Source organism: Streptomyces sp. ALB3, assembly GCF_044385685.1.
In the GTDB taxonomy this organism is placed as follows: domain Bacteria; phylum Actinomycetota; class Actinomycetes; order Streptomycetales; family Streptomycetaceae; genus Streptomyces.
This window is the reverse complement of the sequence record NZ_JBISCE010000040.1, coordinates 131,057-150,709: the sequence shown is the minus strand read 5'-3', so window position 1 is coordinate 150,709 and position 19,653 is coordinate 131,057. Positions and strand designations below refer to the sequence as shown.

Annotated in this window: 11 protein-coding genes; all 11 read left to right on the top strand. The window is 71.5% G+C overall.

Annotated features, from left to right (window positions below):
* Nucleotides 1–30: 30 nt before the first annotated feature.
* The 11 genes from mreC to ACHFIV_RS26345 all read left to right on the top strand — a co-directional run bounded on the left by mreC (nucleotide 31) and on the right by ACHFIV_RS26345 (nucleotide 19,642).
* Nucleotides 31–1,089: a rod shape-determining protein MreC gene (gene mreC, locus ACHFIV_RS26395; protein ID WP_398973870.1), complete on the top strand. Its 1,059-nt coding sequence runs from the start codon at nucleotides 31–33 to the stop codon at nucleotides 1,087–1,089.
* 9 nt (nucleotides 1,090–1,098) lie between these two features.
* Complete coding sequence (gene mreD, locus ACHFIV_RS26390) at nucleotides 1,099–1,758, top strand: rod shape-determining protein MreD (protein ID WP_398973867.1); 660 nt, start codon at nucleotides 1,099–1,101, stop codon at nucleotides 1,756–1,758.
* A gap of 76 nt (nucleotides 1,759–1,834) precedes the next feature.
* The gene (mrdA, locus tag ACHFIV_RS26385) at nucleotides 1,835–4,054 is read left to right on the top strand and encodes a penicillin-binding protein 2 (protein ID WP_398973864.1); all 2,220 of its coding nucleotides are present in this window, start codon (nucleotides 1,835–1,837) and stop codon (nucleotides 4,052–4,054) included.
* A complete protein-coding gene (gene rodA, locus ACHFIV_RS26380) occupies nucleotides 4,054–5,247 on the top strand; it encodes a rod shape-determining protein RodA (protein ID WP_398973861.1) in 1,194 nt (397 codons plus the stop codon). Before mrdA ends, rodA begins: the two co-directional genes overlap by 1 nt.
* 51 nt (nucleotides 5,248–5,298) lie before the next feature.
* The gene (locus ACHFIV_RS26375; RefSeq protein ID WP_398973858.1) at nucleotides 5,299–6,840 is read left to right on the top strand and encodes a CYTH and CHAD domain-containing protein; all 1,542 of its coding nucleotides are present in this window, start codon (nucleotides 5,299–5,301) and stop codon (nucleotides 6,838–6,840) included.
* Between the two features lie 50 nt (nucleotides 6,841–6,890).
* A complete protein-coding gene (locus ACHFIV_RS26370; protein WP_398973855.1) occupies nucleotides 6,891–8,816 on the top strand; it encodes a TIGR03960 family B12-binding radical SAM protein in 1,926 nt (641 codons plus the stop codon).
* 356 nt (nucleotides 8,817–9,172) lie between these two features.
* A complete protein-coding gene (locus tag ACHFIV_RS26365; RefSeq protein ID WP_398973852.1) occupies nucleotides 9,173–9,952 on the top strand; it encodes a TIGR03936 family radical SAM-associated protein in 780 nt (259 codons plus the stop codon).
* 229 nt (nucleotides 9,953–10,181) lie between these two features.
* Nucleotides 10,182–14,498 carry a ribonuclease E/G gene (locus ACHFIV_RS26360; RefSeq protein WP_398973849.1) on the top strand — a complete coding sequence of 1,439 codons (4,317 nt, stop codon included), beginning with the start codon at nucleotides 10,182–10,184 and terminating at the stop codon, nucleotides 14,496–14,498.
* 330 nt (nucleotides 14,499–14,828) lie between these two features.
* Complete coding sequence (locus ACHFIV_RS26355) at nucleotides 14,829–15,947, top strand: DegT/DnrJ/EryC1/StrS family aminotransferase (RefSeq protein ID WP_398973846.1); 1,119 nt, start codon at nucleotides 14,829–14,831, stop codon at nucleotides 15,945–15,947.
* Nucleotides 15,944–16,954 carry a Gfo/Idh/MocA family protein gene (locus ACHFIV_RS26350; protein WP_398973843.1) on the top strand — a complete coding sequence of 337 codons (1,011 nt, stop codon included), beginning with the start codon at nucleotides 15,944–15,946 and terminating at the stop codon, nucleotides 16,952–16,954. The genes ACHFIV_RS26355 and ACHFIV_RS26350 overlap by 4 nt, the downstream gene beginning before the upstream one ends.
* Nucleotides 16,955–17,059: 105 nt before the next feature.
* Nucleotides 17,060–19,642 (top strand): glycosyltransferase, encoded by a 2,583-nt coding sequence (locus ACHFIV_RS26345; protein WP_398973839.1) that lies wholly within the window; start codon nucleotides 17,060–17,062, stop codon nucleotides 19,640–19,642.
* Nucleotides 19,643–19,653: the final 11 nt, after the last annotated feature.

Genomic DNA, 19,653 nt, shown 5'->3' with positions numbered 1-19,653 from the left:
ATTCCGACGAGGAAGGCACGGCCGCCGCACGTGAGGGACACACGAGAGAGCCGGCTGCTCCTGGTGCTGCTGATCGCCATCGCATTCGCCCTGATCACGGTGGACATCCGCGGTGGCGGGGAGTCGCCGGTGGACGGAGCGCGGCGAGCCGCGGCCACGGTCTTCGGACCGGTCGAGAACGGCGTCGCGGCGGCGGTGGACCCGGTGGGCAACGCCATCGGCGCCGTACGGGACTCCGGTGACCGGCACGACCGGATCGCGGCCCTGGAGCACGAGAACGCCGCGCTGAAGACGAAGCTCGGCAGCGACGACCGCAACACCAGCAAGGTCCGCCAGCTCGACAGCATGCTGAAGAGCGCCGGAGCCGGCCAGTACGGCATCAAGGCCGCCCAGGTCATCGCCATAGGAGCGGCCCAGGGCTTCTCCTGGACCATCACCATCGACGCCGGGGCGAAGGACGGCCTCCGGCGCGACATGACCGTACTGAACGGTGACGGGCTCGTCGGCCGGGTCACCACCGTCGGCCCCGACACCGCGACCGTCCTGCTGGCCAACGACCCCGACTTCACCGTGGGCACCCGGCTGGAGAAGACCGACGAGCTCGGCTTCGCCACCGGGCAGGGGTCCAGGCCGCTCTCGGTCCAGTTCCTCAACGGCAAGGCCGACGTGAAGAAGGGCGACCGGCTGGTCACCTTCGGATCCAGCAAGGACAAGCCGTTCGTCCCCGGGGTGCCGGTCGGCGAGGTCGTCCGCGTCGACCCCTCGGGCGGAGACCTGACCCGGACCGTCTACGTCCGCCCGTTCGCCGGCTTCACCAAGCTCGACATCGTGGGCATCGTCGTCCAGGCGCCCCGCGAAAACCCCCGCGACATGGTCCTCCCGGCGCAGCCCAGGAAACCGGAGAAGCCCAAGCCCACTCCGACCGTCACCGTCACCGTCCAGCCGAACGGCGACCTCGTCGACGGCAGCGGCAAGGTCGTCGGGAACGTCAACGAGAAGCCCGGCGCATCCGCTTCCCCGGGTGCCTCACCGGACGCCACCGGCAACGCCGACACGGCCGCCGGTGACGCGGCGAACGACGAGGAATAGAGCGCACCCATGCACATCAACAGGACTCTGCTCTCCGTCGCCCTGGTCGTGGTCGCCCTCGTCATCCAGGTGTCCGTACTCGCCCGGCTCCAGCTGCCCGGAGCCACGCCCGACCTGCTGCTCCTCGTCGTGCTCGGACTCGCCTTCGTGTACGGACCCGTCAGCGGCGCGCTCATCGGCTTCGGCGCGGGCCTCCTCGCCGACCTGGCGCCGCCCGCCGACCACGCCGCCGGCCGCTACGCCCTGGTGCTGTGCGTCATCGGTTACCTCGCCGGCATGGCCCGCCCCGAGAACGGCCAGCTGAAGTCGGCGTTCACCCCGATGGCCTTCGTCTTCGCCGCGGCGATCGGATCGACCCTGCTGTACGCGGGCGTCGGAGCACTCGTGGGCGACACGGCCGCCCGCCACGTGGGCCTGGGCAGCCTGCTGGTCACCGCCGTCGTGTACGACCTGCTCCTCGCGCCGTTCACCGTTCCGCTGATCATGGCTCTCGCCAGACGCACGGTGAACGACCCGGTCGCCGACACCGGCAGCGGTGACGTAGCGGCCGGCTGGCTGGCCTCCGGCACCGGTCTGAGGATCGGCGGCCAGCGCAACGGGATGCGGCTGAGGGCGGCGCGCGGCCGCGCCGCGCGCGCCGGAAGGATCAAGGGGGTCAAACGACTGTGAGCCCGACGCACCGGACGAGGACCGGGGGCGGTCGCCCCCGCGACGCCGGCCGGCCCACCACCACGGGGGGCACCCAGTGAGCAACATTCCCGAGACCGGCCGGACCCCGCGGGTCCAGATCCGTCTCGTCATCATCCAGGTGCTCGTCTTCTCGCTGCTCCTGACGCTCGGTGGCCGGCTCTGGTACCTCCAGATCCGCAACGGCGACGAGTACACCGCCGAAGCGGCGGGCAACGGGGTGCAGCAGGTCGTCCAGCCCGCCGTGCGCGGCTCGATCCTCGACGCCCGGGGCGTGCCGCTCGCTGACAACGAGACCCGGCTCGTGGTCTCCGCCAGCCGCACCGAGCTGCTGAAGATGAAGGACGACGGCGTCGGGGTACTCACCCGGCTCGCCGAGGTCCTGGACATGAAGGCGAAGGACGTCAGGGACAAGGTCCGCCTCTGCGACGCCAAGACCCCCCAGCCCTGCTGGAACGGCTCGCCCTACCAGCCGATCCCGGTCACCGACGAGGCCACGACCCAGCAGGCCCTCACGATCCGCGAACGCGCCGAGGACTTCCCCGGCATCACCGCCGAACCCACCGCCGTACGCCGCTACACCGCCCCGGCCAAGGCGAAGACCGCACAGGTCCTCGGCTACCTCTCGCCCGTCACCGACGACGAGATCCAGAAGGCGCAGGACGGCCCGTCGCCGTACCTGCGTTCCGACCAGGTGGGCCGCTCGGGCCTCGAACGCACCTACGACAAGGAGCTGCGCGGCAAGGCGGGCGTCACCCGCTACGAGGTCGACAACCTCGGCCGTGTCATGGGGGAGGCGGAGAACGACCCGGCGGTGCCCGGCTCCAACCTCGTCACCAGCCTCGACGCGCGGGTCCAGGCGGTGGCCGAGTACGAACTCGCCCAGGCGATGAAGACCGTCCGCAAGGAGACCGACAAGATCACCGGCCGTAAGTACGAGGCCGACTCAGGCGCCGTGGTCGTGATGGAGTCGAAGACCGGCCGCGTCGTCTCGATGGCCTCCCAGCCCGACTACGACCCCAACGACTGGGTCGGCGGGATCTCCGGCAAGCAGTACGCCAAGCTCACCAGCAAGAAGTCCAACTACCCGCTGCTCAACCGGGGCATCCAGGGGCAGGCGCCCGCCGGATCCATCTTCAAGGTGGTCTCGGCGAGCGCCGCCGTGCGGGCCGGCTACGACTTCGACGACCGCTACAACTGCAGCAGCTCCTACAGCCTCGGCAGCCAGACCTTCGCCAACTTCGAGTCCCAGGGCCACGGCCCCATCACCCTCGGAGACGCGCTCAAGTACTCCTGCAACACCGTCTTCTACCGCCTCGGCCACGAGGAGTGGGTGCACGACGGCGGCATAAAGCCGAAGAAGGACGCCAAGAACTGGTTCTACCGGACCGCCCGCGACTTCGGGCTCGGCGCCGAGACCGGTATCGACCTCCCCAACGAGGTCAAGGGACGCATCCCCGACCGGCAGTGGAAGCAGGATTTCTGGAAGGCGAACAAGGACGCCTGGTGCAAGGAGGGCAAGAAGGGCGGCAGCTACGTGCAGCAGATCGCCTACGAGAGCTGCCTCGAGGGCAACCAGCTGAAGGCGTACGACAGCATCAACTACGCCATCGGCCAGGGTGACGTCCTCGTCACGCCCATCCAGATGGCCACCGCGTACGCCGCGATCAGCAACGGCGGCACCCTCTACGCGCCCACCGTCGGCAAGGCCGTGATCAGCCCCGACGGCAAGACGGTCCACGAGATCGAGCCCAAGCCCGCCGGGAAGCTGCCGATCAGCGCGAAGACCGTCAAGGATCTCGACAAGGGCCTGCGCTCGGTGGTCGAGCCAGGCGGCACCGCCGCCTGGCGGTTCGGCGGCTGGCCGCAGGACAAGATCCCGATGCGCGCCAAGACCGGTACCGCGCAGGTCTACGGCAAGCAGACCACCTCGTGGTTCGCGACCTACACCGACGACTACACGATCGTCATGACGATCTCCCAGGGCGGCACCGGGTCCGGCGCCTCCGGGCCCGCCGTCCGCAAGATCTACGACGCGATCTACGGACTCGACGCCGAGGGGAACCAGGACGTGAAGAGGGCCCTGCTGCCCAAGCCCCAGACGGCGCTGCCGAAGATCCAGCCCGACGGCTCGATCCGCGCCCCGAAGGTCAAGCCGTACAACCCGGCGCCGGTGAAGCCCGAGGGCCGGCAGGCCGATCCCGAGATCCTGGTGCCGCAGCCCGCGGGCCAGCCAGGGCTCACCGGGTCACCGGCGACGACCGGGAGGCGGCCCTGATGGCAGGTGGATTCTCCGTCGCCCGGTACGCCCCCGAGCAGGGCTCCTGGGCCAAGCTGACGGCTCGCGACTCCGTCGCCCGGCGGCTGGACTGGCCGCTGCTCGGAGCAGCCCTCGCGCTCTCCTTCCTCGGTGCGCTGCTCGTCTGGTCCGCGACCCGCAACCGCGACCACCTCACCCAGGGCGATCCGTACTTCTTCCTGTTCCGGCACGCCATGAACACCGGCATCGGCCTCGCCCTGATGATCGGCACGATCTGGCTCGGCCACCGCACCCTGCGCGGGGCCGTCCCGGTCCTCTACGGCATCTCGGTGCTGCTGGTCATGGCCGTGCTCACCCCGCTCGGCACCACGATCAACGGCGCGCACGCGTGGATCAAGCTCCCGGCAGGCTTCTCGATCCAGCCCTCCGAGTTCACCAAGATCACCATCATCCTGGTGATGGCGATGCTGCTCGCCGCCCGCGTCGACGCCGGCGACCAGCCCCACCCCGACCACCGCACGGTCGCCAAGGCACTCGCGCTGGCGATCGTCCCGATGGCCGTCGTCATGCTGATGCCCGACCTCGGCTCCGTCATGGTCATGGCGGTCATCGTGCTCGGCGTGCTCCTGGCCTCCGGAGCGTCCAACCGCTGGGTCTTCGGGCTCCTCGGCGCGGGCACCACCGGCGCCCTGGCCGTCTGGCAGCTCGGACTGCTCGACGACTACCAGATCGCCCGGTTCGCCGCCTTCGCCAATCCCGCGCTCGACCCGGCCGGCGTCGGGTACAACACCAACCAGGCCCGCATCGCCATCGGCTCCGGCGGGCTCACGGGCACCGGGCTCTTCAACGGGTCCCAGACGACGGGCCAGTTCGTCCCCGAACAGCAGACCGACTTCGTCTTCACCGTGGCGGGCGAGGAGCTCGGCTTCCTCGGAGCCGGGCTGATCATCATCCTGCTCGGCGTCATCCTCTGGCGCGCCTGCCGTATCGCCCACGGTACGACCGAGCTGTACGGGACGGTCGTGGCCGCCGGCATCATCGCCTGGTTCGCCTTCCAGTCCTTCGAGAACATCGGGATGACACTCGGGATCATGCCCGTGGCGGGGCTCCCGCTGCCCTTCGTGTCGTACGGAGGGTCGTCGATGTTCGCCGTCTGGGTGGCGATCGGACTGCTCCAGTCGATCAAGGTGCAACGGCCGATGTCGGCCTGAGTACTTCCCCGCGCCCTGCATACCCACGGACATCGCGGATAGATTCGTCCTATGGCGGACTCCAAGCGTGAGGTCGAGCGAAAGTACGAAGCGACTCCCGAGACCCGGCTGCCGGACCTGACCCGTGCGGCCGGGGTCTCGGCCGTCGTCCACCGCGGCCTGAGCGAACTCGACGCCGTCTACTACGACACCGAGGACTTCCGCCTGGCCGCCGGATCCCTCACGCTGCGCCGCAGAACGGGCGGTGAGGACGAGGGGTGGCACCTGAAGGTCCCTGTCTCCCCAGGCGTGCGTGACGAGATCCAGGCCCCGCTCAGCGACGTCCTGCCGCCCGCCCTCGGCGACCTGCTCCGCTCCCGCGTGCGGAACACCCCGGTGGCCCCCGTCGTGCGGATCCTCTCCGCCCGGGACGTCCACCACCTCCTCGACGAGCACGGCGCCCTGCTCGCCGAGGTGAGCATCGACGAGGTCCTCGCGGAGCGCCTCACGGAACAGGGCCACGGCACCACCTCGGCGTGGACCGAGATGGAGGTCGAGCTGGCCGACGACGGCGACCCGGCCGTCCTCGACGCCGTCGAGCGACGGCTGCGCAAGGCAGGCGTCCGGCCCTCCTCCGCGCCCTCCAAGCTGTCCAGGGCCCTGGCCGAGACCGCCCCCCGCGAGGAGCGGCGGACGAGGAAGAAGGAGACGAAGAAGGCGCGGGCCCCGCGCACCGCCGGCGACCACGTACTCGCCTACGTCCGCCGGCAGGTCGAGGCCGTCGTCGCGCTCGACCCCGCCGTGCGCCGCGACCTGCCCGACAGCGTGCACCGCATGCGGGTGGCCACCCGGCGGCTGCGCAGCGTCTTCAGGACGTACCGCACCGTGCTCGACCGGACGGTCACCGACCCGCTCCGCGACGAGCTCAAGTGGCTCGCCGCCGAGCTCGGGGCCGACCGCGACCAGGAGGTCCTCGACGCACGGCTCCGCTCCCACCTGGCCGGGCTTCCCGACCCCCTGCTCCTCGGCCCCGTGAGCGCCCGGCTGAAGCTCACCTCCGTCGCCAGGCGCGCCGGCACGCGGCGGCGGGTCACCTCCGTGCTCGACGACGGGCGCTACCTGGCCCTGCTGGACGCCCTGGACGCCGTACTCGCCGACCCGCCGCTGCTCCCCGCCGCCGCCCGCGCACCCAAGGACGTACTGCCCCGCGCCGTGCTCAAGGACTACGAACGCCTCGCCGCACGCGTCGGGCACGCCCTGGAACAGCCGCCGGGCGAGCAGCGCGACGTGGCCATGCATGAAGCGCGCAAGGCCGCCAAGCGGGTGCGCTACGCCGCCGAGGCCGCCGCGCCGGCCCTGGGAAAGCCCGCCAAGAGGCTCGCCGGAAGGGTGAAGTCCGTGCAGTCGGTCCTCGGTGACCACCAGGACAGCGTGGTGACCCGGGCCGCCCTGCGCACCCTGGCGGTCCAGGCGCACGGCGCGGGTGAGTCCGCGTTCACCTGGGGTCTGCTCCACGGCCGGGAGGAGGCGACGGCGGCGGCGCGGGAGCGCGAACTGCCCGAGGTGTGGGCCCGGGCGTCACGCCCAGGACTGCGCGCGGCGCTGAAAGGCTGAGCACCGGGTTACGCTTGATGGTCACCCCTGCCAGCTACGAAGGTCCACAGATGTCTGCCGAGTCGGTCTTCCCGCAGCTCGAAGCTCTGCTCCCGCATGTGCAGAAGCCCATCCAGTACGTCGGCGGTGAGCTGAACTCCACCGTCAAGCCGTGGGACGAATGCGACGTCCGCTGGGCACTCATGTACCCGGACGCCTACGAGGTCGGGCTCCCCAACCAGGGCGTCATGATCCTCTACGAGGTGCTCAACGAACGCGAGGGCGTCCTCGCCGAGCGCACGTACAGCGTGTGGCCGGACCTCGAGGAGCTGATGCGCGAGCACGAGGTGCCGCAGTTCACCGTGGACAGCCACCGGCCCGTCGGCGCGTTCGACGTGTTCGGTCTCAGCTTCTCCACCGAGCTCGGGTACACCAACATGCTCACGGCCCTGGACCTCGCGGGCATCCCGCTGGAGTCCAAGGACCGCACCGTCGATCACCCGATCGTGCTTGCGGGCGGCCACGCCGCGTTCAACCCCGAGCCGATCGCGGACTTCATCGACTGCGCGGTCATCGGCGACGGCGAGCAGGCCGTCCTGGAGATCACCGAGATCATCCGCGCCTGGAAGGCCGAGGGCCGGCCCGGCGGCCGCGAAGAGGTGCTCTTCCGCCTCGCGAGGACGGGAGGCGTCTACGTCCCCGGCTTCTACGACGTCGAGTACCTCCCCGACGGCCGCATCGGCCGCGTCGTGCCCAACAGGTCCGGTGTGCCGTGGCGCGTGTCCAAGCACACCGTCATGGACCTCGACGAGTGGCCTTACCCCAAGCAGCCGCTCGTCCCCCTCGCCGAGACCGTCCACGAGCGGATGTCCGTGGAGATCTTCCGCGGCTGCACCCGCGGCTGCCGCTTCTGCCAGGCCGGCATGATCACGCGCCCCGTACGGGAGCGAAGCATCACCGGCATCGGCGAGATGGTGGACAAGGGGCTCAAGGCCACCGGCTTCGAGGAGGTCGGCCTCCTGTCGCTCTCCTCCGCGGACCACTCCGAGATCGGTGACATCGCCAAGGGCCTCGCCGACCGGTACACGGACGACAAGATCGGCCTCTCGCTGCCCTCGACCCGCGTCGACGCCTTCAACGTGGACCTGGCCAACGAGCTGACACGCAACGGCCGCAGGTCCGGTCTCACCTTCGCCCCCGAGGGCGGCTCCGAGCGCATGCGCAAGGTCATCAACAAGATGGTCTCGGAGGAGGACCTGATCCGCACGGTCGCCACCGCGTACGGCAACGGCTGGCGCCAGGTGAAGCTGTACTTCATGTGCGGCCTGCCCACCGAGACCGACGAGGACGTGCTCCAGATCGGCGACATGGCGGTCAACGTGATCGCCAAGGGCCGCGAGGTCTCCGGTCAGAACGACATCCGCTGCACCGTGTCCATCGGCGGCTTCGTGCCCAAGCCGCACACGCCGTTCCAGTGGGCCCCGCAGCTCAGCGCCGAGGACACCGACGCCCGGCTGAAGAAGCTCCGGGACAAGATCCGCGACGACAAGAAGTACGGCCGTTCCATCGGCTTCCGCTACCACGACGGCAAGCCCGGCATCGTCGAGGGCCTGCTGTCCCGTGGTGACCGCCGGGTCGGCTCCGTCATCCGCGAGGTCTACGAGTCCGGTGGCCGCTTCGACGGCTGGCGCGAGCACTTCAGCTACGACCTGTGGATGAGGAGCGCGGAGAAGACGCTCCCCGGCTTCGGCGTCGACGTCGACTGGTACACCACCCGTGAGCGGACGTACGAGGAGGTCCTTCCCTGGGACCACCTCGACTCCGGTCTCGACAAGGACTGGCTCTGGGAGGACTGGCAGGACTCGCTCGACGAGACCGAGGTCGAGGACTGCCGCTGGACGCCGTGCTTCGACTGCGGCGTGTGCCCGCAGCTCGACCTGGACATCCAGATCGGCCCGACCGGCAAGAAACTCCTGCCGCTGACGGTCGTGAAGTAGACCCCTCGGGCGACGGCCCGGTGACGAACGCCCGGCCCGGGAAACTCCGGGCCGGGCGTTCGCGTCCGCCCCCGGGACGCGCGGCGCGTGCCGCCGGGAGCGCCGCGGGTCACGAACACGCGGGAACTCGGAGGGTCCGCTGCGCGTACCCTGGGTAGGACAACGACTGTCCCCAGCGCGGCGGCCGCGTCCGAGATCTCCCCGCTTACCGGCAAAACGGTCAAGCGGGGGTGAGCCGGAGCGCCACCCCGGGGCATCCCGTACTTCGTGGGCGGCACGCCACCGCGGCCGCCCCGCACCGAGGAGAAGAACCACTGGGCAAGCGACAGCCCGAAGGCCCGCCGCCCGCACCGGCGGTGCAGCGCATCAGACTGCGCTACACCAAGCGGGGCCGCCTCCGGTTCACCAGTCACAGAGACTTCCAGCGTGCCTTCGAGCGGGCGTTGCGACGCTCCGAGGTACCCATGGCCTACTCCGCGGGCTTCACCCCCCATCCCAAGGTGTCGTACGCCAACGCCGCCCCCACGGGTACGGGCAGTGAGGCCGAGTTCCTGGAGATCGCCCTCACCGAGGCGCGGGATCCGGACACCCTCCGCGAGCTGCTCGACGCGTCGATGCCCGAAGGCCTCGACGTCATCGACGCGGTCGAGGCCCGTACCTCGGGCCTCGCCGAACGGCTGACCGCCTCCGTCTGGGAGATGCGGCTGGACGGCGTGGCCGTGGCGGACGCGGAGAAGGCCGTCGCCGCCTTCCTGGGTGCCGAGACCGTCGAGGTCCAGCGCCGCGCGAAGAACGGCATGAGGACCTTCGACGCCCGTGCGGCGGTCGCCGGCCTGCAGGCCCTCGATCCACAGCCTGATAGGCCCGGGGACGGGCCTTGTGCGATACTGCGGCTGGTAGTGCGGCACGTGACACCTGCCGTGCGACCCGACGACGTCCTGTCCGGTCTCCGAGCTGTGGCCGACCTAACGCCGCCGGTCCCCGCTGCGGTGACCAGGCTGGCGCAGGGGCTCTTCGACGAGGAGTCCGGCACGGTGACCGACCCGCTCGCGCCCGACCGCGAGGCAGCCCCGGCCGTACCCACGGCCGATCCGGCCGCCGCCGCGACGGCGCCGGAAGGTGCAGGTTCCGCGTAAGGCGGTCGTTGTAGCGCAGCCCTTGGACTCGGGAGCCACCTGGGTCGGGCCGCGCACCGCCCCATAAGACTTTCGCCAGGCCGTGCGCAGCACGTACGGAACCGGCGAGCCAGACATCAGCTCCCGTGCGGCGCCCGCGCCCCGGACGGCGGTATCGCGCACATCACGCGAATCGCGTCGGACCGGAACCAGGCGTGGCGCCCGGGAGCGCGACGGGAGAACCGCCCGCATGCACGAGCCGAACGAATCCACCACCACGGGTAACACCGAGGACAACAACGCCCCCGGGGACAAGCTCCCCCCGCGTCGCAGGCGCCGGGCGGCATCCCGCCCCGCCGGCCCGCCGTCGGGCGCGCCCGGGGCGGCCGCCGCCGAGGACGTCACGCCGGCCGTACCGGCCGCTGCCGAGGAAGCACCGGAACCCGCCGCCGAGGCCGCGCCTCCGCGTGCCCGCCGCCGCGCGGTCCGCAAGGCCACCGCCCCGGCGGGTGCGCCCCGGACCGCCGACGTGGTGGAGCCGGTCGCCGAGACCGCCGCCGAGGCCCCGGCCCCCGCGGCTGAACCCGCCGCCGAGGCCGCGCCTCCGCGTGCCCGCCGCCGCGCGGTCCGCAAGGCCACCGCTCCGGCGGGTGCGCCGCCGGCGCCCGAAGCCGTCGAGCCGGTCGCCGAGACCGCCGCCCCGGCCGAGGAGGAGACCGAGGAGACGGAGACCGAGGAGACGGTCGAGGCCCCCGCTGTGGAGGCCGCCCCCGCCCGTGGCCGTCGCCGCGCCACGCGTAAGGCGACAGCTCCCGCGGGCACCCCCCAGCCGGCCGAAGCGGTCGCGCAGGAGCCCGCCACGGCCGAACCGGCGAAGGCGCCCGAGCCCGCAGCCGCGTCCGTGGAGCCCACCGAGCCCGCGGCGGCGCCGCGAGGCCGCGCCCGCCGCCGCGCGTCCGCTCCGGCCGGTGCGCCGCAGGGCGCGCAGACCGCCGAGGTCCCGGCCGCGCCCGCTGCCGAGACCCCCGCCGAGCCGACGCGTCCGGAAGAGCCGGTCCGCAAGGAAGAGCCCGCCCGCGCGGAAGAGACCGTCGAGGCCCCGGCCGCCGAGGCCGCGCCCCCGTCGCGCCCCCGCCGGCGCGCGTCCCGCAAGGCGTCGGCACCGGCCGGCACCCCGCAGCCCGTCGAGGAGGTCGCCGAGGCGGCCGCCGAGAAGGGTGAGAGCCTCCCGGCAGCCGTGGCCGAGGAGCTGGCCACCGAGACGGAGCAGGTCGAGGAGGCCGCGCCGCGTGGCCGCCAGCGCCGCCGGGCCACCGCCGCCGCGGGCCGCCCCGAGTTCACCGGCAAGGCCGAGGAGCCGGCCCGCAAGGGCCGTCGTGCGGCGCGCCCCGCCGTTGCCGTGTTCCAGGCACCGGTCTTCGCCGAGCCGATGTTCCAGACCCCGGAGACCGCGGCCGCCGCGGCGGCCGCCGCGGGTCCGGCCCCGGCGCACGACGAGAGCGACGACTTCGAGGAGCAGAAGCCCTCGGACCGCGCGTCGCGCAAGGCCGAGGTCAGGCAGGCGGCCGAGGCCGCCGCCCCCGCCGAGCCCGTGGAGTCCGCCGAGTCCCCCGAGTCCGCCCCCCAGGGTGGTTCGCGCCGCCGTCGCCGCCGCCGTGGCGAGGCCGTCGAGACCGAGCCCGCCGCGGCCCCGGTCACCCTTCCCGCCGAGCAGCCCGCCGCTGCCCCCGCCGCCGAGACCCCGGTCGATGACGAGCACGAGGCCGAGGCGGACGCCGAGCACGAGGGCGACGAGACGGACGAGTACGGGGACCGCCCCTCGCGCCGCCGCCGTCGTGGTGGCCGCCGCCGCCGCCGCGGTGAGGCCAGCGACATGGACGACGCGGAGCAGCAGGACGAGACCGCCGACCACGCGGAGGACGAGCAGCAGTCCCAGGAGGACGAGGACGACGACGAGCACGACGCCTCCTCCGGATCCAGCAGCAGCCGTCGCCGTCGCCGGCGTCGCCGCCGCAGCGGGGACGCCCCGGTCGAGGACACGGCCACGGGCGCGGACGACCCCGAGCGTACGGTCGTCAAGCTCCGTGAGCCCCGCAGGAAGGACGCCGAGCGGGAGCCCGGCACGGGCTTCGACGAGGTCCAGTCCATCAAGGGCTCGACCCGTATGGAGGCCAAGAAGCAGCGCCGCCGCGAGGGGCGTGAGCAGGGCCGCCGTCGTGTGCCGATCATCACCGAGGCCGAGTTCCTGGCCCGCCGTGAGGCCGTCGAGCGGGTGATGGTCGTCCGCCAGAGCGGCGAGCGCACCCAGATCGGCGTCCTCGAGGACAACGTGCTCGTCGAGCACTACGTCAACAAGGAGCAGGCCACCAGCTACGTCGGCAACGTCTACCTGGGCAAGGTGCAGAACGTCCTGCCGTCCATGGAGGCGGCCTTCGTCGACATCGGCAAGGGCCGCAACGCCGTCCTGTACGCGGGTGAGGTCAACTTCGAGGCGCTCGGCATGGCCCACGGGCCGCGCCGCATCGAGACCGCGCTGAAGTCCGGCCAGTCCGTCCTCGTGCAGGTGACGAAGGACCCGATCGGCCACAAGGGCGCCCGCCTGACCAGCCAGGTCTCGCTGCCCGGCCGCTACCTGGTCTACGTGCCCGAGGGCTCGATGACCGGCATCAGCCGCAAGCTGCCCGACACCGAGCGCGCCCGGCTGAAGACCATCCTCAAGAAGATCGTTCCCGAGGACGCGGGCGTCATCGTGCGCACCGCCGCCGAAGGGGCGAGCGAGGACGAACTGCGCCGTGACGTCGAGCGGCTGCAGGGCCAGTGGGAAGAGATCCAGAAGAAGTCGAAGAACACCACCAGCAGCAACGCGCCGACGCTGCTGTACGGCGAGCCGGACATGACCGTCCGGGTCGTCCGCGACATCTTCAACGAGGACTTCTCGAAGGTGATCGTCAGCGGTGACGACGCCTGGGAGACCATCCACGGCTACGTGTCGCACGTGGCGCCGGACCTGACGGACCGGCTGTCGCGCTGGACCTCCGAGGTCGACGTCTTCGCGACGTACCGCATCGACGAGCAGCTGATGAAGGCGCTGGACCGCAAGGTCTACCTGCCGAGCGGCGGCTCGCTGGTGATCGACAAGACCGAGGCCATGGTGGTCGTCGACGTCAACACCGGCAAGTTCACCGGACAGGGCGGCAACCTCGAGGAGACCGTCACCAAGAACAACCTGGAGGCGGCCGAGGAGATCGTGCGCCAGCTGCGGCTGCGCGACCTCGGCGGCATCGTCGTCGTCGACTTCATCGACATGGTGCTGGAGTCCAACCGCGACCTGGTGCTGCGGCGGCTGCTGGAGTGCCTGGGCCGCGACCGTACGAAGCACCAGGTGGCCGAGGTCACCTCGCTCGGCCTGGTCCAGATGACCCGTAAGCGGGTGGGCCAGGGCCTCCTGGAGTCCTTCTCGGAGACCTGTGTCCACTGCAACGGGCGCGGTGTGATCGTCCACATGGAGCAGCCCACGGCCGTCGGCGGCGGTGGCGGCGGCAAGCGGTCCAAGAAGCGCGGCCGCGGTGGCGCCGGACACGAGCACGAGCACATCCAGGACCACGAGCACGCCGAGCACACGGCCGACGCCGAGACCGAGACCGAGGCCGAGGTGGCCGCCGAGGTGGCCGCCCCGCTGGCACTGCCCGAGCCGGAGTTCGTCGCCGACGAGGAGCTGTACAGCAGCCCGGCCGAGGCCGAGGCGGCGGCGTCGCGCGGCCGTGGCCGTCGGCGCGCGACCCGCAAGGTCACGGCTCCGGCCGGTGCGCCCGCCCCGGTGGCCGAGACCGCCCCCGTGGTCGAGACCGCCTCCGTGGCCGAGACCGCGCCGGCGGTCCCGGTCGCTGAGGAGGAGCCGCAGGCCGAGCCGGCCGTCGTCGCACCGGTGGAGGCTCCGGCCGCCCCCGAGACCGAGGCCGCGCCTCCCGCTCGTACGCGCCGCAGGGCCACCCGGAAGGCGACCGCGCCCGCGGGCTCGCCCAAGGCGGCCGACGTGACGCCGCCGGTGCACCCGGCCGAGCCCGCGGCGGAGCCCGTGGCGGTCGAGGACCCGGTCGTCGAGGCGCCGGCGGCCCCGGCCCCGGCTGCCGCGGAGAAGACGGAGGCCCCGGCCGCCGAGGAGGAGCCCGCCGCGGCTGCCCCGCCGCGTGCCCGCCGCCGGGTGACCCGCAAGGTCACGGCTCCGGCGGGTTCGCCGGCCGGAGCCGAGGAGGCCGCCGTCGTCGTGGTCACCGGGACCGAATCCGACACGCCCGGTGCCTCCGGCGCCTCGGATGCCTCCGGTGGCGACACGGCGGAAGCGGAAGCGCCGGTCAAGAAGACCGCGGCGCGGAAGACCGCCAAGAAGGCGACGGCCAAGAAGACGGCCACGAAGAAGACGGCCGCCAAGACGGTCGCGAAGAAGACCGCAGCGAAGAAGACGACGACCAAGAAGGCAGCCGCGAAGAAGACCGTCGCCGCCGAGCAGTCGTCGCCTTCCGTGACGGCTTCGGCTTCGTCCGACAACGCGGGTCCCGCCGCCGACTGAGCATTTCGTGACCCGTTGTTCATCGATCCGTGTCCCGCCCCGAAGCCTTCGGGGCGGGACACGCGCTTTGTTTCAGAACTGATGCACGCGCTGGTTAACCGGCCCGAAATCGCCTGAGAAATCCCTGATAATGTGACGGCGGTCGCTGCCTGTGATGTTCCCTCAAGGGAATTACGGTCAGTGACCGACCCGGTTCACGAGAGACCGGGTCATGTTCCTCGGCAGGGCGTCGGCATTGTGCCGGTGGGGTTATGCGCGGCCTCGTGAGACGTCCCGCACCCCGGATCCTCTGCCTGTGAAGAGCTCTTGCGGTGTTCAAGGAGGACGTCCATGACGAGCATCAACGAGCAGCCGATTCCTGCTGCCCGCCCGGTCATCGGTGAAGAGGAGATCGAGGCCGCCGTCCGCGTACTGCGCAGCGGTCGCGTCGTGCAGGGCCCCGAGGTCGCGGCCTTCGAGGAGGGCTTCTCCGAGCTGGTCGACGGCCGTCACTGCGTCGCTGTCAACTCCGGCACCTCCGCATTGCACATGCTCCTGCTGGGCCTCGGTATCGGCCCGGGCGACGAGGTGATCGTCCCCTCCTTCTCCTTCGCGGCGTCCGCCAACGCGGTCCGCCTGGTCGGCGCCGACGTGGTGTTCGCCGACATCGAGCCCGGCAGCTACGGCCTGGACCCGGCAGCCGTCGAGGCGGCTGTCACGCCGCGCACGGCGGCCATCATGCCGGTGCACCTCTACGGCCACCCCGCGGCGATGGACAAGCTCATGCCCATCGCGCGCAAGCACAAGCTCGCCGTCGTCGAGGACGCCTGCCAGGCGCACGCCGCGGCCCTGAACGGCACCCCCGTCGGCGCGTTCGGCGAAGGCGGAACGTTCAGCTTCTACCCGACGAAGAACATGCACGCCCTCGAAGGCGGCATGGTCACCACGGCCGACGCGGAACTCGCCCGCACCCTGCGCCTCCTGCGCAACCAGGGCATGGAGGCGCGGTACGCCAACGAGATCGTCGGCGCCAACATGCGCATGACGGACGTGGCCGCCGCCGTCGGCCGCGTGCAGCTCGCGAAGGTCGGCGGCTGGACCGAGCAGCGCCGCGCCAACGCCGCCTACCTCGACGCGCACATCACGGCCCCGAACGTCACGACGCCGCCGGTCGCCGACGGCGCCCGCCACGTCTACCACCAGTACACGATCCGGGTGCAGGGCGACCGCGCGGCCGCGATGGCCAAGCTCACCGAGGCGGGCATCGGCAACGCCGTCTACTACCCGACCCCGATCCACCGGCTGAAGCCGTACTGGGAGCCGGACCAGAAGGCCGGCCGCAACTGGGACCTGCCCGAGACCGAGCGGGCCGCCGCCGAGGTCGTCTCGCTCCCCGTCCACCCGTCGCTCGGCGAGGGAGACCTCGAGCGCATCGCGAACGCAGTGAACGCACTGGGGGAGAGCCTGTGACCGCCGTACTGAGGGCCGGCCTCGTCGGCCTCGGCTCCATGGGCCGCCACCACGCCCGGGTCCTCGCCGGCCTCGAAGGCGTGGACCTGGTGGGCGTCGTGGACCCGATGGGCGACAAGAACGGCTGGGCGCAGGGCGCCCCCGTCCTGTCGACCGTCGAGGAACTCATCGCACTCGGCATCGACTACGCGGTCGTCGCCTGCCCGACCGCCCTGCACGAAGAGGTCGGCCTCCAGCTGGCCGGCGCGGGCGTCTGCGCCCTGATCGAGAAGCCGCTGGCGGACACCGTCGACGGCGCCCGCCGCCTGGTCGAGGCCTTCGAGTCCCGCGGGCTGGTGGCCGGCGTCGGCCACATCGAGCGCTGCAACCCGGCGCTGCGCTCACTGCGCAGCCGTCTGGAGGCCGGCGAGCTCGGCGACGTCTTCCAGGTCGTCACCCGCCGCCAGGGGCCCTTCCCCCACCGCATCGCGGACGTCGGCGTGGTCAAGGACCTCGCGACGCACGACATCGACCTGACGGGCTGGGTGACCGGCCAGACGTACACCTCGATCGCGGCCCACACCGTCTCCAAGTCCGGCCGTCCCCACGAGGACATGGTCTCCGCGGTGGGGCAGCTCTCCGACGGCACCATGGTCAACCACCTGGTGAACTGGCTGAGCCCGCTCAAGGAGCGCTTCACGTCGGTCACGGGCGAGCGCGGCTGCTACATCGCCGACACGCTGACCGCCGACCTCACGTTCCACTCGAACGCGGCCGTGACCACCGAATGGGAGGCGCTGCGCGCGTTCCGCGGGGTCTCCGAGGGCGACATGATCCGCTACGCGATCCCGAAGCGGGAGCCGCTGCTGGTCGAGCACGAGCTCTTCAGGGACGCGGTCCGGGGCGAGTCGGCCGACATCTGCACGCTGCGGCAGGGACTGCGTACCGTTGAGGTCGCGGCAGCGGTTCTCGAGTCGGCCGTCAGCCGCACCACCGTACATCTGGACACGGATCGTGCGGCAGGCTGAACACCTGGCATGGGGCACAGCGTTCCACTGCCAGGCCTGTCGCGCGCTCCGGGGGAGTGCGCGACAGGTGACGGCTCGTTCGTCTTCCACCGGAGGAAGTGCAGTATGAAATCCCCTGCCCGCCGACCGCGGCTCGCCGTGATCGTCGCCAACGGCATCACAGGCGACTCACGGGTCCAGAAGACGGCGGTGGCCGCAGCCCGCGACGGCTGGGACGTCACGCTGATCGGCAGAAGTGACACCAAGCACGTCCAGCGGTCGAGGATGGGGCCGATCGAGGTGGTCCGCGTCCCGGTGGCGACGGAGTACGTCCGGTCGGTGAAGGCGCGCAGGGCTCACCCGCTGCGCGGTGCGTTGACCCAGTTCCGTATGCAGGACCAGACCGCGCTGAACCACTACCGCGCCTCCTACCGGGCCTGGGTGCGTCAGACGTCCGCCGAGACCACCTGGTCGGGCGCCCCCCGGCGGGCTTCGCTGAAGGCCGTGCTGCGCGCGCGCCGGGCCGTGTACAAGCTGCGGGTGCGTGCCTTCAAGTGGGAGCAGCGCAGGACGCCGAAGGAGCCGGTCCGTGACTGGCGGGTCGACTGGCCCCAGCTGGTGGATCTGGACCTGGCGTTCGGTCCGGTGATCGAAGAGCTCAAGCCGGACGTCATCCACGCCAACGACTCCACCATGATCGTGACGGCGGCTCGCAGCGCCGCCCGGCTCCGGGCGAGTGGCCACCGGTGCGTCTGGCTCTACGACGCCCATGAGTACGTCCGTGGTGTGGAGTGGCCCAACCCCCGGCAGGCCTACGCGCTCCCGGCGGCCGAGGCCGAGTACATCGGGCGGGCCGACGCGGTGGTCACCGTGTCCTCGCAGCTTGCCGAGCTGCTCAAGAACGATCACAAGCTGTCCGAGCTGCCTCTGGTCGTGGGCAACTCGCCGGTCCGAGAGGTGATCGGTTCCGGGACGGTGCGCTCGTCCGTCCGTGAGGTCTGCGGACTGGGGCCCGAGGTCCCGCTCATGGTGTATTCGGGATGGCTCGGCCCCGAACGCGGCGTGGACGCAGTCATCGACGGTCTCCCCGAACTGCCCGGTGTGCATCTGGCCCTGGTCTGCAGCCGGGTCACGCCCCTCCTGGAGCAGTTGCTGGCCACGGCGGAGACGCTCGGCGTGCGCGACCGCATCCACCTGGTGCCGTACGTCGCGCAGCACGAGGTCGCCGACTACCTGTCCTCGGCGGACATCGGCCTGACGCCGTTCAGGCGGGTGCCCAACTGCGAGGTCTCGCTGCCGACGAAGGTCTCCGAGTACCTGCAGGCGGGACTGCCTCTGGTCACCAGCGACGTGCGGGTGATCAAGGCCTACGTGGAGGAGAAGGGGCTCGGCGAGGTCTTCTCGTGGGACGACCCGGCCACCTTCGCGCCCGCCGCGGCCCGCGCGCTGAAGCGCCGCGGTGAGCTCGCGGAGGCCATCACCGAGGACGTGCGCAAGGAACTCTCCTGGGAGCAGCAGAGCGCCGGACTCCTCGAGCTGTACCGCACCCTGTCGAAGAAGACGCCGCCGGTGCCGGTCGCCGAGGTGTCCTGGACGGTGCAGGAGACACCGGGGGCTCCGCGGGTCGGTGCGAGCAGCGGCAAGTCCGGCATGCCGGTCTGGACCCCTCTGGGCTCCACGCGGGTCAAGCTGGGCATCGGACCCGCCAACTACGCGGGACAGGGGGCGGCCTTCGCGCAGGCCCTCACACAGGCGTACCCCGACGTCTCCGTCGAAGTCGTCATGAACCAGCGTGCCGACACCTTCGACTACCCGGCCGACGTGTACGTGGACGCGGCCCGGCTCGGGGATCTCGACGTCCAGCTGCAGCAGGTGAAGAGGATCGTCGGCCGCTACAGCCACCTGGTCGTCGACGCCTTCATGCCGGTCTTCGGCCGGCTCAACGGTGACACCATCGCCGGTGACCTGGCCGCCCTGCGCAAGGCGCGGGTGAAGGTGGCGCTCCTGTCGCACGGCAGTGACATCCGCCACCCCGACCGGCACCTGGAGCGCCACGAGTACTCCCTGTTCCGCGACGCTCCCGACGGCATCGCCGAGAGGCTCAGGGTCAAGGCGGAGACCAACAAGCGCATCGCGGACGAGTCCGGTCTGCCGCTCTTCGTCACCACTCCCGACCTGCTGGACGACCTGCCGTCGGCGAAGTGGGCGCCGCTGGTGGTGGACGTCGCCTCGTGGGCGGCCGACACCGTGGTCATGGAGCGTGAGCGGCCCATCGTGCTGCACGCGCCGTCCAAGCGCTGGACCAAGGGCACGGACCGGATCATGCCCGTCCTCACCGAGCTCCACGACAAGGGAGTCATCGACTTCCGGCTCGCCGAGGACATCCCCTGGGCCGAGATGCAGGCGCTGGTCAAGGAGAGCGACCTGGTCCTGGACCAGTTCACCACCGGCAGTTACGGCACGTTCGCCGTGGAGGCGATGGCCGCGGGCAAGCCGGTGATCGGTTACATCAGCGATGCGGTGAAGGCCACGACGAACGGCGAACTGCCCATCGTCAGCGCCACTCCCGCCACGCTGCGTGAGGTGCTGGATTCCCTGATCGAAGATCGCGAGGGCACCGCGGCCATCGGGCGTGCCTCGGTGGAATTCGCGCATACGTACCACGACGGACGCTGGACCGCGCAGGTGCTGAGCGGATTCCTCAAGTGACGCGTCCGGGG